13 protein-coding genes are annotated in these 14,813 nt (G+C 71.0%); 5 read left to right on the top strand and 8 right to left on the bottom strand.

Annotated elements, in window-relative coordinates; translation table 11 throughout:
- Positions 1-31 precede the first annotated feature (31 nt).
- Positions 32-994, bottom strand: coding sequence for an NAD(P)/FAD-dependent oxidoreductase (locus tag ACFT7S_RS28775; RefSeq protein ID WP_382736796.1), 963 nt, complete (start codon positions 992-994; stop codon positions 32-34).
- Positions 995-1,074: 80 nt separating this feature from the next.
- On the opposite strand from ACFT7S_RS28775, the gene ACFT7S_RS28770 reads away from it, so the two are divergent.
- Positions 1,075-2,712, top strand: coding sequence for an ABC-F family ATP-binding cassette domain-containing protein (locus tag ACFT7S_RS28770; RefSeq protein WP_382736794.1), 1,638 nt, complete (start codon positions 1,075-1,077; stop codon positions 2,710-2,712).
- Between the two features lie 128 nt (positions 2,713-2,840).
- Here the strand turns inward: ACFT7S_RS28770 and ACFT7S_RS28765 are convergent, their stop codons facing one another.
- Positions 2,841-5,318: a Tex family protein gene (locus ACFT7S_RS28765; protein ID WP_382736792.1), complete on the bottom strand. Its 2,478-nt coding sequence runs from the start codon at positions 5,316-5,318 to the stop codon at positions 2,841-2,843.
- A 124-nt stretch (positions 5,319-5,442) separates the two neighbouring features.
- Complete coding sequence (locus ACFT7S_RS28760; RefSeq protein ID WP_382736790.1) at positions 5,443-6,306, bottom strand: hypothetical protein; 864 nt, start codon at positions 6,304-6,306, stop codon at positions 5,443-5,445.
- A 144-nt stretch (positions 6,307-6,450) separates the two neighbouring features.
- On the opposite strand from ACFT7S_RS28760, the gene ACFT7S_RS28755 reads away from it, so the two are divergent.
- Positions 6,451-7,413, top strand: coding sequence for a GlxA family transcriptional regulator (locus ACFT7S_RS28755; RefSeq protein WP_382736788.1), 963 nt, complete (start codon positions 6,451-6,453; stop codon positions 7,411-7,413).
- A gap of 40 nt (positions 7,414-7,453) precedes the next feature.
- Entirely contained in the window at positions 7,454-8,089 is a 636-nt protein-coding gene (locus tag ACFT7S_RS28750; RefSeq protein WP_382736786.1) for a DJ-1/PfpI family protein, read from the top strand.
- Here ACFT7S_RS28750 and ACFT7S_RS28745 read toward each other — a convergent pair.
- Complete coding sequence (locus ACFT7S_RS28745) at positions 8,076-8,861, bottom strand: enoyl-CoA hydratase/isomerase family protein (RefSeq protein ID WP_382736784.1); 786 nt, start codon at positions 8,859-8,861, stop codon at positions 8,076-8,078. The genes ACFT7S_RS28750 and ACFT7S_RS28745 overlap by 14 nt on opposite strands.
- Before the next feature lie 80 nt (positions 8,862-8,941).
- Between ACFT7S_RS28745 and ACFT7S_RS28740 the strand changes: the two genes are divergently transcribed.
- Positions 8,942-9,580, top strand: a complete 639-nt coding sequence (locus ACFT7S_RS28740) for an HdeD family acid-resistance protein (protein WP_382736783.1) — start codon at positions 8,942-8,944, stop codon at positions 9,578-9,580.
- A 136-nt stretch (positions 9,581-9,716) separates the two neighbouring features.
- Complete coding sequence (locus tag ACFT7S_RS28735; RefSeq protein ID WP_382736781.1) at positions 9,717-10,172, top strand: ATP-binding protein; 456 nt, start codon at positions 9,717-9,719, stop codon at positions 10,170-10,172.
- Between the two features lie 22 nt (positions 10,173-10,194).
- Here the strand turns inward: ACFT7S_RS28735 and idi are convergent, their stop codons facing one another.
- From idi to galE, 4 genes are all read right to left on the bottom strand, one after another.
- Positions 10,195-10,788: an isopentenyl-diphosphate Delta-isomerase gene (gene idi, locus ACFT7S_RS28730; RefSeq protein ID WP_382736779.1), complete on the bottom strand. Its 594-nt coding sequence runs from the start codon at positions 10,786-10,788 to the stop codon at positions 10,195-10,197.
- A 169-nt stretch (positions 10,789-10,957) separates the two neighbouring features.
- Entirely contained in the window at positions 10,958-12,256 is a 1,299-nt protein-coding gene (locus ACFT7S_RS28725) for a GNAT family N-acetyltransferase (protein WP_382736910.1), read from the bottom strand.
- Positions 12,257-12,507: 251 nt separating this feature from the next.
- Positions 12,508-13,449, bottom strand: a complete 942-nt coding sequence (locus ACFT7S_RS28720; protein WP_382736777.1) for a cation diffusion facilitator family transporter — start codon at positions 13,447-13,449, stop codon at positions 12,508-12,510.
- 165 nt (positions 13,450-13,614) lie between these two features.
- On the bottom strand, positions 13,615-14,598 hold the full coding sequence (gene galE, locus ACFT7S_RS28715; RefSeq protein ID WP_382736775.1) for a UDP-glucose 4-epimerase GalE: 984 nt from the start codon (positions 14,596-14,598) through the stop codon (positions 13,615-13,617).
- Between the last annotated feature and the right edge of the window lie 215 nt (positions 14,599-14,813).

Raw genomic sequence — 14,813 nt, 5'->3', positions numbered from 1 at the left:
GGGGCGGCCCGGAAGGGACACGGCGGCGGGCTCAGCCCACCAGCCGGGCCGCCGCCTCCGCACAGCCCCAGGCGACCGTCACCCCGGCGCCCCCGTGCCCGTAGTTGTGCACGAGGCGCCCGCCGCCCGGCATCGGCCCGGCCTCGATCCGCACCCCGGCATCCCGGGCCGGCCGCAGCCCCACCCGGTGCCCGATGATCCGGGCCCCGGCGATCTCCGGCCTGATCCGGGCACACCGCGCCACGATCTCCTCGGCCGTACGGGCATCGGGTTCCGTGCGCAGGTCGTCCACCTCGGCCGTGCCGCCGAGCACAAGACCACCGGGCTGCGGAAAGAAGTACGTCGTCGCGCTCGACGCGGCGTCCGCCTCCGTGAACCACTCGTCGATCCCCGGGTTCTCCACCACGGTCAGCTGACCGCGCACCGGCCGCACCCCGGCATCCGGAACCAGCTCGCGCGCACCCAGCCCGGTGCAGTTCACGACCGTCGGCGCCTCGGACGCCGCCTCCTCGAAGCTCGTCGCCGTACGCCGCTCGACCACACCCCCGCCAGCTGCCAGCCGCCGCTCCAGCCAGCCCAGATGCACCGGCATATCGAGGAGCGGCAGCGTCACCCGCAGCCCGTCCGCCACCTCGGCCGCGTCCCGGAGCTGCCTGGCCCACGGCCCGAGCCCCGCGAACCGCTCCCCCCGGTGCACCCCGGCGACCAGCCGTACACCGGTCTCCTCGGACGCGGCGGCCAGTTCCTCGTACACCCGCAGGGTCTGCAGTGCCCAGTCCCCGACCAGCGCCTCGGGCTCGATCCGGTACGGCCACCACAGCGCGCCGGCCACCGCGGACGTCGTCGCCGCAGCCGGCTCCCGCGACCAGACCCGGACCCGGCGGCCCGACTCCGCGAGGACCACCGCGGTGGTCAGCCCGATCACCCCGCTCCCCACCACGATCACGTCCGCCACCGCTGTCACCCCTGCCGCTCCGGTTCCGACCGCATTCATAGCCGGGACGCTAACGGATCTCCGCGCAAACCGGTCGGCTGCTCCGGCCCCCCCCGGACGCAGATTAGGATCGAGCCCTGATGACTGCCACTCTCGTCGCCAAGGATCTCGCCGCCGGACACGGCGACCGCACTCTCTTCGCAGGGCTCGACCTCGTCGTCGCGCCCGGCGATGTGATCGGTCTCGTCGGAGTCAACGGCGCCGGAAAATCGTCCCTGCTCCGTCTCCTCGCCGGACTCGACCGCCCGGAGGAGGGTGAGCTGCGTCTCTCGCCGCCCACCGCCACCGTCGGACACCTCCCGCAGGAGCCCGAGCGGCGCCCGGAGGAGACGGTGCGGACGTTCCTCGCCCGCCGCACCGGGGTCGCCGACGCCCAGGAAGCGATGGACGCCGCGACCCAGGCCCTCGTCGACGGAGCGCCGGGCGCGGACGACGCGTACTCCGAGACGCTGGAGCGCTGGCTCTCCCTCGGCGGCGCGGACCTGGACGAGAGGGCCGAAGAGGTCGCTGCCGACCTCGGCCTGACCATCAGTCTGGACCTCCCGATGACGGCGCTCTCCGGTGGCCAGGCCGCCCGCGCGGGACTCGCCTCGCTCCTGCTGTCGCGGTACGACATCTTCCTGCTGGACGAGCCCACCAACGACCTGGACCTGGACGGCCTGGAACGCCTTGAGCGTTATGTGGCCGGTCTGCGGATGGGCACGGTCGTCATCAGCCACGACCGTGAGTTCCTGATGCGTACGGTCACCAAGGTCCTGGAGCTGGACCTGGCCCAGCAGGAGATCAACCTCTACGGCGGTGGCTACGCGGCCTATCTGGAGGAGCGCGACCGCGCCCGCCGGCACGCCCGCGAGGAGTTCGACGAGTACGCCGACAAGCGCTCCGCCCTCGAAGGACGCGCACAGACGCAGCGCTCCTGGATGGACAAGGGCGTCAAGAACGCCCGCCGCAAGGCCACCGACAACGACAAGATCGGCCGCAAGTTCCGCAGCGAGTCGAGTGAGAAGCAGGCCGCCAAGGCCCGGCAGACGCAGCGCATGATCGAGCGGCTCGATGTCGTCGAGGAGCCCCGCAAGGAGTGGGAGCTCCGGATGGAGATCGCCTCCGCCCCGCGCTCCGGTTCGGTCGTCGCCTCCCTCCGCGACGCCGAGGTCGTACGCGGCGACTTCGCGTTCGGCCCGGCCACGCTGCAGATCGACTGGGCGGACCGGGTCGCCATCACCGGAGCCAACGGAGCGGGCAAGTCCACGCTGCTCGCCGCCCTGCTCGGCAGGCTCCCGCTCGACTCCGGCCATGCCACGCTCGGCTCGGGAGTCGTGGTCGGCGAGGTCGACCAGGCCCGCAAGCTGTTCCACGGCTCGGAGAGCCTGCTGGACGCGTTCTGCGCGGCCGTGCCCGACACCGAACCGGCCGAAGTCCGCACGCTGCTCGCCAAATTCGGCCTCCGCGCCGACCATGTGACGCGCCCCGCGACGACGCTCTCCCCGGGTGAACGCACCCGCGCGGCACTCGCCCTCCTCCAGGGCCGGGGCGTCAACCTCCTGGTCCTGGACGAGCCGACGAACCACCTGGACCTTCCGGCGATCGAACAGCTGGAGTCGGCGCTCGACTCCTACACGGGCACGTTGCTGCTGGTCACACACGACCGTCGGATGCTTGAGGCGGTGCACACGACGCGCCGCGTCGAGGTGACGAACGGCAAGGTAACGGAGATCTGACGCCGCTGAAATCCCGGCCTCGCCGGCGTTTGAGGCGCGGGGGTCCGGGGGCGGAGCACCCGGTTTCGGGAAGGGGCGGGGTGGGGCAGCCCGGCGCAGCGGCTCCGCCTCACCCCCACCTCACCCCGCTACCGCTTCTTGCCGCCCTGCTTCGGGTCCACCAACCCCGCCCGCCGCAACGCGTCCGCCATCGCACTGTTGCCCGGCGTCTGAGCAGGAGCCTGGCGCGCACCGCCACTGCCACCACTGCCACCACCGCCACGCCGGTCACGCCCCTGACCGCTCTGGGCTCCCTGGCCACCGCCCTGGCCACCCTGACGCGGCCGGGGCGGCCGACCGGACCGGCCGCCCCGCTCGCCGCCCTCGCCCGACTCCCGCTTCCGGCCACCGTCCTGCCCCGGCTGTCCCGCCTGCCCGGCCGGCACTGCCTCGTCGTCCAGCCGCAGCGTCAACGAGATCCGCTTGCGCGGAATGTCGACGTCCATGACCTTGACCTTCACGATGTCACCCGGCTTCACGACATCCCGCGGGTCCTTCACGAAGGTCCTGGACATCGCCGAGACGTGCACCAGACCGTCCTGGTGCACGCCGATGTCCACGAACGCGCCGAACGCCGCCACGTTCGTGACGACACCCTCCAGCACCATCCCGGACGCCAGATCGCCGATCTTCTCGACGCCCTCCTTGAAGGTGGCCGTCTTGAACGCCGGACGCGGGTCACGGCCCGGCTTCTCCAGCTCCTTCAGGATGTCCGTGACCGTCGGCAGCCCGAACTTCTCGTTCACGAAGTCATCGGCCCGCAGCGTCCGCAGCACACCCGCGTTGCCGACCAGCGACGCCACCTCGCTGCCCGTCGTCTTCACCATCGCCCGCACCACCGGATACGCCTCGGGGTGCACGCTCGACGCGTCCAGCGGGTCGTCCCCGCCCCGGATGCGGAGGAAGCCCGCGCACTGCTCGTACGCCTTCGGACCCAGCCGCGCCACATCCTTCAGCGCCCGGCGCGAACGGAACGGCCCATTGGTGTCCCGGTGCGCGACGATGTTCTCGGCGAGGCCCGAGCCGATGCCGGAGACCCGCGAAAGCAGCGGCGCGGAAGCGGTGTTGACGTCGACGCCGACCCCGTTCACACAGTCCTCGACGACCGCGTCCAGCGAGCGCGACAGCTTCACCTCGGACAGGTCGTGCTGATACTGGCCGACCCCGATCGACTTCGGGTCGATCTTCACCAGCTCGGCCAGCGGGTCCTGGAGACGCCGGGCGATCGAGACCGCGCCGCGCAACGACACGTCCATGTCGGGGAGTTCCTGCGAAGCGAAGGCGGACGCCGAGTACACCGAAGCGCCGGCCTCCGACACCATCACCTTGGTGAGCTTCAACTCCGGGTGCTTGTCGCACAGTTCGCCGGCGAGCTTGTCGGTCTCGCGGGATGCCGTGCCGTTGCCGATCGCGATCAGATCGACGGAGTGGGCCTTCGCGAGCCGCTCCAGCTTGGCCAGCGACTCGTCCCACTTGTTGGCGGGGACGTGCGGGTAGATGACGTCCGTCGCCACCACCTTGCCGGTCGCATCGACGACGGCGACCTTCACGCCCGTACGGAATCCGGGGTCGAGCCCCAGCGTCGCCCGTGTCCCGGCCGGTGCGGCGAGCAGCAGATCGCGCAGGTTCGACGCGAAGACGCGTACCGCCTCGTCCTCCGCCGCCGTACGCAGCCGCAGCCGCAGATCGATCCCGAGGTGGACCAGAATCCGGGTGCGCCAGGCCCAGCGCACCGTGTCGCCGAGCCACTTGTCGCCCGGCCGCCCGCGGTCGTTGACCCCGAAGCGCCGGGCGATCATGTTTTCGTACGCCGACGGGCCGGGCCGCTCCGCGGCCTCCGGCTCCTCGGGCTCCAGGACGAGGTCGAGCACGTCCTCCTTCTCGCCCCGCAGCATGGCCAGCACACGGTGCGAGGGCAGTACGGTGAACGGCTCCGCGAAGTCGAAGTAGTCGGCGAACTTCGCGCCGGCCTCCTCCTTGCCGTCCCGGACCTTCGCCGTCAGCCGTCCGCGCGACCACATGCGTTCACGCAGCTCACCCGTGAGGTCGGCGTCCTCGGAGAACCGTTCGGCGAGGATGGCGCGGGCGCCGTCCAGCGCCGCCGCCCCGTCCGCCACGCCCTTGTCCGCGTCGACGAACGCGGCAGCCGCCACGAGCGGATCGACCGACTGGTCGCCGAGCAGCCTGTCCGCCAGCGGTCCGAGCCCCGCCTCGCGGGCGATCTGCGCCTTCGTCCGGCGCTTCGGCTTGAACGGGAGGTAGATGTCCTCCAGGCGCGCCTTGGTGTCGGCGGCCCGGATCCGCGCCTCCAGCGCCTCGTCGAGCTTGCCCTGCTCGCGTACGGATTCGAGGATCGCCGCCCGGCGGTCCTCCAGCTCCCGCAGATACCGCAGCCGTTCCTCGAGCGTGCGCAGCTGCGCGTCGTCGAGCATCTCGGTGGCTTCCTTGCGGTAGCGCGCGATGAACGGCACGGTCGACCCGCCGTCGAGCAGCTCGACGGCCGCCTTCACCTGACGCTCGCGTACGCCGAGCTCCTCGGCGATCCTGCCTTCGATGGACGTCGTCACGGTTTTCCCGACTCGCCTTCTCGTACTGGCTGTGCTGGCTGTGCCTGCTGGGGATGGTCCCCTTCGCCTGCATTGTGCCGGGTGGCCGGGGGTCGTGTCGCGTGACCCGGGGTCTGTGACCGGTTCAGCCCTTCCCGGTCAGGTCCTGCGGGAACGCTCCGGCGGAGGCGGCCGTGAAGAGGAATCCGCGCCCCAGATCGGTGAGCCGCGCAACGGCGTCCGCGCCCAGCAGCTCGTACGGCGCGGCGTCCATCTCGTCCGTCGCCTCTTCGAGCCCGGCCCGCAGTGTTACACCCGCCTCCGTCAACTCGCCCTCGCCGTCCAGGAGTCCGCGTACGCGCAGCCGCTCGACCGCCGCGTCCCAGTCGGCGCGGCGCCAGCCGCGGGTGGCGAGAATCCAGCGCGGCGCCATGCCCTTGCCGGTGGCGGTGTGGCTGACCATGGCCTCGACCGGGTCCAGGCCGGCGGCGAGGAGCGCGGCGAGGTGGGCGTCGCCGCGGTGTTCGCGCAGGAGGGTCGCGGCGTGCCAGTACGCCAGGTGCGGCGCGTCCGGGACCGGCAGATCGGCGTGGGCGGCATACAGCGGCCGGGCGTGGCGGGTGCAGCCCTCGGTGGCGCGCAGCGCCAGCTGTGCGGCCTCGGCCAGCTCGGCCGAGGCGATGATCTCCTCGCCGAGCAGCCGGCGCAGTGTCACGTCGGCTGCCCGCAGCCGGGCGTCCAGAACCGCCTGCGGGGAGGCGACGGACCACACGGCGGGCAGATGGCGTGCCACCAGCTCGTGGTTGAAGTTGTAGAACGTCGCACTGACGGTGCCCGCTCCGACCGCGCCCATCGCGGCGCTGCGCGCGGCGAAGTAGGCGGCGTTGGAGTCGTCGATGCCCAGCTCGCCCATCTCCTTTCCGAGGTCGGGGGAGAAGTAGACCGTGGAGTGCAGCGGGTTGAGGGCGTTGTGGCAGCGGCGTGCGGCGCGGGGAGGGAGAGTACTCATACCCGCAGGTTACCGACTGGTCGGTACGTCGCGGAACCCGTACGGCGAGGATTTCCCACGGCAGGGGACTGGCGGGGGAAATGGCAGGAAAGGTGGGGTACTCGTCATTGCGGCCATCCGGCCGTGCCGCCCAGGATGGTGGACATGAAGCAGCGATCCGTACTCGTCGTCCTCTTCGACGGCGTCCAGAGCCTCGATGTCAGTGGCCCGATGGAGGTCTTCGCCGGTGCCTCCCGGCTCCCCGGGGCCACGTACGAGCTGCGCACCGCCTCCCTGAACGGCGCCCCGGTCCGCAGCACCAGCGGACTCACCCTCGTCCCCGACAGTGCTCTCGCCGATGCCCGGCCGCCCCACACGCTCCTCGTACCCGGCGGCCAGGGCACGCGCACCCCCGACCCCGCACTGATCGACTGGCTCCGCGACCACGCCCCGCACGCCGACCGGCTCGTCTCCGTCTGCACCGGCGCGCTGCTGCTCGCCGAGGCGGGGCTGTTGGACGGCCACCGCGTCACGACGCACTGGGCGGTCTGCGAGCATCTCGCCCGCACGTATCCCGCCGTCGAGGTGGACCCGGACCCGATCTTCGTACGGGACGGCAGGCTCGCCACCTCTGCCGGAGTCACGGCGGGCATCGATCTCGCGCTCGCGCTGGTCGAGGAGGACCACGGCCGGGATGTGGCGCTCACCGTGGCCCGTCATCTCGTCGTGTTCCTGCGACGGCCGGGGAACCAGGCCCAGTTCAGCGCCCAGCTCACCGCCCAGACGGCCCGCCGCGAACCCCTGCAGGACGTCCAGCACTGGATCACCGAGCACCCCGAGGGCGACCTCTCCGTGGAGGCGCTCGCCGAACGCGCCGGACTCTCGTCCCGGCACTTCGCCCGCGCCTTCCAGGCGGAGACCGGTATGACACCGGGTCGCTATGTCGACCGCGTACGCCTCGAACAGGCCCGCCGGCTGCTGGAGGACACCACGGACGGCGTCGCCCGGATCTCGCGGTCCAGCGGCTACGGCACCCCGGAGGCGATGCGCCGCGCCTTCGTCAAGGCGCTCGGTGCGGCTCCCGCCGAATACCGGCGCCGCTTCCGCCCCTCCCACCCCGCGCCCTGACCGGCAGGACCCGGCAGGACGCCGACCGAAAGGAATCACCATGCAGATCGCCATCGTGCTCTTCGACCGTTTCACCGCACTCGACGCCGTGGGCCCGTACGAAATGCTGAGCCGTACCCCCGGCGCCGAGACGGTCCTCGTCGCCGAGCGGACCGGACCCGTCCGCAACGACAGCGGAAGCCTCTCGCTCGTCGCCGACCGGACGCTCGCGGATGTGCCGTCGCCGGATGTGGTGATCGTGCCCGGCGGCCCCGGCCAGAGTGCGCAGATGGAGAACGAGGCGCTGCTCGGCTGGCTGCGCTCGGCCGATGCCACCAGCACCTGGACGACCTCCGTGTGCACCGGCTCGCTGCTGCTGGCCGCGGCCGGACTGCTGACCGGCCGGCGCGCCACCTCTCACTGGCTCGCACTCGACGCCCTGAAGGGTTACGGCGTCGAGCCGACCGGCGAACGCGTCGTCACCGACGGCAAGTACGTCACGGCCGCGGGCGTATCGTCCGGCATCGACATGGGCCTGACCCTGCTCGGCCGGATCGCGGGTGACGAACATGCCCAGGCGGTGCAGCTCCTGACGGAGTACGACCCGCAGCCGCCGTACGACTGCGGATCGCCGGCCAAGGCCCCGGCGGCCATGGTCGAGGAGTTCCGCACGAAGAGCCGCTTCATCCTTCGGTAGTCGCGCCGTTCACAGGCCCCGTCGTCCAGGTGAAGACGGGCGCGCGCCGCTCCAGGAACGCGGCGACCCCCTCCGCGGTGTCGCCGCTGCGGCGCGCCTGGTCCGCCCAGTACGGGTCCCGGTCCTCGCGCCCCGAGGCGAATTCCTTCGCCGCCGCCTGCGTCAGCTGGGAACGGGAGGCGAGGACGCGTACGAAGGAATCGACCCGCTTGTCCAGGTCACCGGCCGGCAGCACCTCGTCGACCAGCCCGGTGCGCAGCGCCCGTTCCGTACCGATCAGCTCTCCCGAGAACAACAGGTACTTCGCCGTGGCCGGGCCCACCAGAGCGACCAGCCGCCGGGTGGACGACGAGGGATAGACGATGCCGAGCCTGGCCGGGGTGATGCCGAAGGAGGCACCTTCCTCGGCGAACCGCAGATCGCAGGCGGCCGCCAGCTGGCTGCCGCCCCCCACGCAGAACCCGCGCACGGCGGCGAGCGTCGGCCGGGGGAAGGCGGCGAGCGCCTCCTCGGCCCGCACCGCGAGCGTCTGCGGGCTGCCGCCCGGTTCCTGGAGCGAGGAGATGTCCGCGCCCGCGCAGAAGGTGTCACCGGCGCCCGTCAGTACGAGCGCACGTACCGCCCGGTCGGCGGCCAGTCGCTCCAGCAGGGCGGGCAGCGCCTGCCACATACCCGCCGTCATCGCATTGCGCTTGGCGGGATTGCTGATGACGACGGTGGCGATCCCGTCCACCACGGTGTGTTCCAGCCGGGGCTGATCCGTACGGTCCATGCGCCGGATGCTATCGGGACCGTTCGAACCTATGATCAAGAAGGGGTCGCGAAGCGGACACGCACGGTGAGGAGCTGTCGATGGCCGGTCCCGCAGCCGAGGGCAAGAAGCTCAGCCGCAGTTTCAGCTGGCTGGCCGTGCTCGGCATTCTGCTCGTCCTCGCGGGTCTGGTGGGGCTCGTCTACACGGGCGTGGCCACCCTGACCTCGATGCTGCTCTTCGGCTGGCTGTTGCTGATCGGCGGCCTGGTCGGACTACTGCACGCGATCCAGTCCAGGGGTACGAGTTTCTTCTGGCTCGGCGTGGTGGTCGCCGCGCTGAACATCGCGGCCGGAGTCGTGGTGATCCGTCACCCGCAGGGCTCCGCCGAGGCGCTGACCATGTTCGCCGCGCTGCTCTTCCTCACCGGTGGGGTGTTCCGTCTGGTGGGCAGTGTCGTCGTACGAGGCCCGCAGTTCGGCTGGACGCTGCTGCAGGGCGCGTTCGGTCTGCTGATCGGCCTGCTGGTGCTCTTCGACTGGCCGCACAGCAGCCTGTATGTGCTGGGCACCTTCTTCTCGCTTGCGCTGCTGTTCGACGGCCTCGGCCTGATCGCGTTCGGGGTCGGCGGCCGGAGCATCGTCGGTCTGATGTCGGACCAGATGGCGGCCGAGGAGAAGCTCGACGCGCCCGCTGCGGGCAAGGCATCAGAAGGCCATCAGAAGCGGTCCAACAACTGACGCCGTCATACTCATACTGATCAAATTCCGTCGATAAGTGGCTATTTGTGATCAGTGGCACGGTACGGACCGCACGATTCCCAACACTCATTACTCGACGGTCAGTGATGTGCGAGTCGAGAGCGGGTACCCGATTATGGAGAGCCTCGGGAGTGTCCCGGCCCATACCGTGTCGTACGAGGGGGTGTGGCGCTTCACCGCCCCCGCGGTCGACGTCTCTGTGCCGCAGGCGCGGCACGCCGTACGGGATCTGGTGCACCGCCAAGGCGTGCCCGTCGTGGACGACATCCTCCAGGGCCTGCTGCTGATCGTCTCGGAACTGGTCACCAACGCGGTGAAGCACGCGGCACTTCTCTCGCCCGAGCTCGCCGTCGAGGTGGCCATCGGCGCCGAATGGATCAGAGTCTCGGTCGAGGACAACCATCCGTACCGCCCCACCGCCCTGGAGACCGACTACGCCCAGACGGGCGGCCGAGGGCTGCTGCTGGTCCGGGAGGTCACCGCGGAGGCGGGCGGCATCTGCGACGTGGAGCACACCGCGAGCGGCGGGAAGATCATCTGGGCGGCGCTGCCGTTGAAGACGCAGCTCTGACCGCCCCGTACGGAATGCGCCGTCACCAGCCCGCGGACGGCCCCGTCAGCTCTCTGATCGCCGGCCGCGCGGCATCCAGCACGGTCATGAACCACGCCGAGAACGGTGCCTGCGCATGCCGCTCGGTCAGCTCCTGCGCGGTCACGAAGGCCGTCTCGCCGACCTCCTCCGCATCCGGCTTCAGCTGCTCCTGGGCCATGCCCACGAAGAGATGGTTGAACTCCTGCTCCACCAGGCCCGATGCCGGGTCCGGGTGGTTGTAACGGACCGTGCCGGCCTCGGCGAGCAGCGAGGGGGAGATCCCCAGCTCCTCGAACGTACGCCGGGCGGCGGCGGCGAAGGGCGCCTCGCCCGGATAGGGGTGGCCGCAGCAGGTGTTCGACCAGACGCCGGGGGAGTGGTACTTGCCGAGCGCGCGGCGCTGGAGCAGCAGCCGCCCCTGCTCGTCGAAGAGGAACACGGAGAACGCCCGGTGCAGCTGACCGGGAGCCTGATGGGCAGCAAGCTTCTCCGCGGTGCCGATGGTGGTGCCGCTCTCGTCGACCAGTTCGAGCATGATCACTTCTGCAGTGCCGTTCGACGAACTGTGCGCGGCGGTGGCTGGTGTGGTCGGCATACCCATCCTTCGCTTTGGTCCCCGGCCCCGTGCGCCGGGCCCCTGGAGTCCGGTCAAGTCTGCCGCACAAAAGCCGCTTGTCAGTACTTCGGCTCCGGGCATGTCCCCCTGCCGCGCCGTTGCGGCGCGGCAGGGGAACGCGGCCCCGGCCGGAAGCGGAACGCGAGGCTCAGACTCCGAAGGCCGCCGGGTACTGGATCATGCCCGTCGGCACCGGCACGGAATCGTCGAGCACCAGCGCCATCATCGCCTCGTCGGGCACCTCGAATCCGGGCCGGATCCCGAACCGCGACGCCGGCACGAAGCCGAACGCCGGGTAGTAATCCGGATGGCCGAGAACCAGGACCAGTGGCTCGCCCCGCAGCCGGGCCGCGTCCAGCACCGCCCGCACCACCGCCCGGCCCGCGCCCTGCCGCTGGTACGCGGGAGCGGTGGCCACCGGAGCCAGCGCGAGCGCCGGGGCGTCCCCGACCCGGCACCGGGTCAGCAGGGCGTACGCGGCCACTGAGCCGTCCGGTGCCTCAGCGACGTACGAGAGACCCGGCAGCCACGCCCCGGGATCGTCCCGCAGCGCGTCGACGAGACCGGCCTCGTCGGGCGTCGGGAACGCCGCCGCGTTCACGGCGTGCACGGCGGCCCGGTCCGCTTCCGTCTCCGGACGGGTCGGCCAGCGCGGATCGGCGGGGCGCAGCACATAGCCGGCGTAGCCGTACTCCGCGCCGTGCTCGCGCCGCATGGCCAGCTCCTCACGGGTGGACGCGAGCGCCCACTTCATGCCGGGAGCCGAGGGATCGGCGGCGGCCACGTGCGCGGCGAGCGGGACGTAGTACTCGTCCCAGTCGCTCTCGGGCTGCACCAGCGCCCCGAGCACATGGCAGCCCGCCGCGACGGCCGCCGCCGTGTTCGCGGCCACCGGGCGCAGCGAACCGTGCAGCTCCCAGAAGGCCCGGGCCTCATCGGTGGGTGCGTCCGTCGTCCAGACGCACTCGGTCATCACCAGCGAGCCGCCCGGAGCGAGCAGCCGCTGCCAGTCGCGCAGCGCGGTGTCGAAACCGATGAGGTACGCGGAACCCTCGGCCCAGATCAGATCGAACGATCCGTCCGGGAAGTCGGGCCCGGTGAGGTCGGCCATGTCGGCCCTGACGGTGTGGATACGGTCGCTGAGCCCCCGGGACTCGGCGGCCTCGCGCAGTTCGTCGAGGAACGGCTCGTGCAGATCGACGGCGGTCACCTCGGCGCCCGCCTCCGCCGCGAGCAGCAGTGCGGCCCGGCCGGGGCCGCAGCCCAGATCGAGGACGCGCGGACGGGTCGGCTGCGGACCCGCGAGGGCGAGCAGCCGCCGGGTGGTGGCATCGGAGCCGGGGCTCTGCCGGGGAAGGTGGTGGTGCAGGGAGAAGAACGCTTCGTAACGAACGGCGGCGTCGGAGTGGTCGGACGACGTGCGGTCGGACGACGAGTGGTCGGTCAACGTGCGGTCGGACGACGAGTGGTCGGTCAACGTGGGAAACCCTTGAGTGAGAGGGCTCCGGCCAACGCGGCGACGGTGAGTCGAGGAGCTAGCCGAGAACCCGGGAGACGAGGAAGGACCGAATGCTGCGCCGGGCAGCCGTCGTGACGGTCATCAACCTCAGCTCCTCTCTCGTATCTCTCGTACAGGGTGTCGCACCACAGGAAGACCCGTAGAGCTCGGGGAACCCTAGCACTGGCCGCCCGCGGGCGTCAGAGGCAGAGCTTCGCCTCGTGCTCGGCATGCCCGGCCGGTTCCAGCTGGAAGGTGCAGTGCTCCACGTCGAAGTGGTCGCCGAGGCAGCCCTGGAGCTCGTGGAGAAGCTTCTCGTGCCCTATCGAGTCCAGCGCCTCCTGGTGCACCACCACATGGGCGGAGAGAACCGGCATGCCCGACGTGATCGTCCAGGCGTGCAGATCGTGGACGTCCAGCACCCCAGGCAGCGCCGTGATGTGGGCCCGGACCTCGCCCATGTCGACGCCCTTGGGCGCCGCCTCCAGCAGTACGTTCAGGGTCTCCCGCAGCAGTTTCACCGTACGGGGGACGATCATGAGGCCGATCACCAGCGAGGCGATCGGGTCGGCGGCCTGCCAGCCGGTGGCCATGATGACGCCCGCCGACACCAGCACCGCGACCGAGCCGAGCGTGTCCGCCAGCACCTCCAGATAGGCGCCCCGGACATTGAGGCTGTCCTTCTGCCCGCGCATCAGGAGGGACAGGGAGACCAGATTGGCGGCCATACCCACGGCCGCGAAGGCGATGGCGAGTCCGCCCTTGGTCTCGGTGGGCGTGATGAAACGGTCGACCGCCTCGAAGACCAGATAGCCGCCGACGCCGAGCAGCAGCAGACAGTTGGCCAGCGCCGCAAGGATCTCGGCGCGGGCGAAGCCGAAGGTCCGGTTGAGTCCGGCCGGCCTGTTGGCGAAGTGGATGGCGAGCAGGGCCATGCCGAGCCCCAGCGCGTCGGTCGCCATATGGGCCGCGTCCGCGATCAGGGCCAGCGATTCGGAGAGCAGGCCACCGACGATCTCCATGACCATGACGCCGAGCGTGATGCCCAGGGCGATCCGCAGCCGTCCCTTGTACGCGGCGGCCGCCGTGCCCGTCGGGGGAGGCCCGCCGTGCGTATGCCCGTGATCGTGGCCAGCCCCCATGAAAACGCCTCCGGTCCGGTGGAACGACGAGGGCGCGATCCGCCCGATGGAGCCAGTCAACTACGGGCGGGGGGTATAGGGCAACACGGCACTGAACACCGTTGTCATATGCTCTGACCTGCGGAAACGTTCGCAGGTCAGAGCCGTGCAGCGATCGCGTACGAGTCAGAGGGCGCGCGCCTCGGGATGGCGCAGGCACCAGCCCTCCCAGGCCGACTCGACCATCTCGCGCACTCCGCGACGTGCGCTCCACCCCAGCTCCTCCGACACCCGGGCGGCCGAGGCGACCGCCCGGGCCGCGTCACCGGCCCGGCGCGGCTCGACGACGGGCTTCAGCGGCCGGCCGGTGACCTCGCCCACCAGATCGGCCAGTTCGCGCACCGAGACGCCCTCGCCCCGGCCCACGTTCACCGTGAGATCTCCCGCGCCCGTCCCCTCGCCCAGCTTCCGGGCGACCGCGAGGTGTGCGTCGGCGAGATCGGCGACATGGATGTAGTCCCGGACGCAGGTGCCGTCCGGCGTCGGATAGTCGTCGCCGAAGATCCGGGGGGCCTTGCCGCGCGTGAGCCGGTCGAAGAACATCGGGACGACGTTGAAGACTCCGGTGTCCGCCAGCTCGGGCTGTGCCGCACCCGCCACATTGAAGTAGCGCAGACAGGCGGTCGACAGGGAGTGCGCCCGCCCCGTCGCGCGCACCAGCCACTCGCCGGCGAGCTTCGTCTCACCGTACGGATTGATGGGGGCACACACGGTGTCCTCGGTGATGAGCTCCACATCGGGCACGCCGTAGACGGCGGCGGACGAGGAGAAGAGGAAGTTCCGCACACCGGCGGCGACGACGGCTTCGAGCAGCACGGTCAGGCCGCCGACGTTCTCCCGGTAGTAGAGCAGCGGCTGCTCCACGGACTCACCGACCTGCTTCTTCGCCGCGAGATGCACCACACCGGTCACCGCGTGCTCGGCGAGCACCCGGTCGAGCAGTGCGCGGTCCGATGCGGAGCCCCGCACCAGCGGAATGTCCGCGGGCAGCCGCCCCTCGATGCCCGTGGAGATGTCGTCGAGCACGACGACCCGTTCCCCTGCCGTGGCCATGGCCTTCGCCACATGCGCCCCGATGTAACCCGCTCCACCTGTAATCAACCACGTCATGGGCGTCAGCTTAGGCGCTGGCCCCACCGCGGTTTGTGAGCCGAGGTGTTGATCGACGATGATGATCGCGAACGGCGCCGGATAGTGCCCGACCGTCCCGAACGGGGCTTGAACGGGCGGTGAACTCGGCCTTCCGTTCATCCGATAGCCTCAGCCGACGTGCCGCGGGCCCACCCTTTTGGGCCGCACAGTCGCGCGCCTTTTCCGTCAGCGCC

Source organism: Streptomyces sp. NPDC057136 (assembly GCF_042670885.1).
Classification (GTDB): Bacteria; Actinomycetota; Actinomycetes; order Streptomycetales; family Streptomycetaceae; genus Streptomyces.
This window is presented reverse-complemented; position numbering and strand designations above follow the sequence as displayed.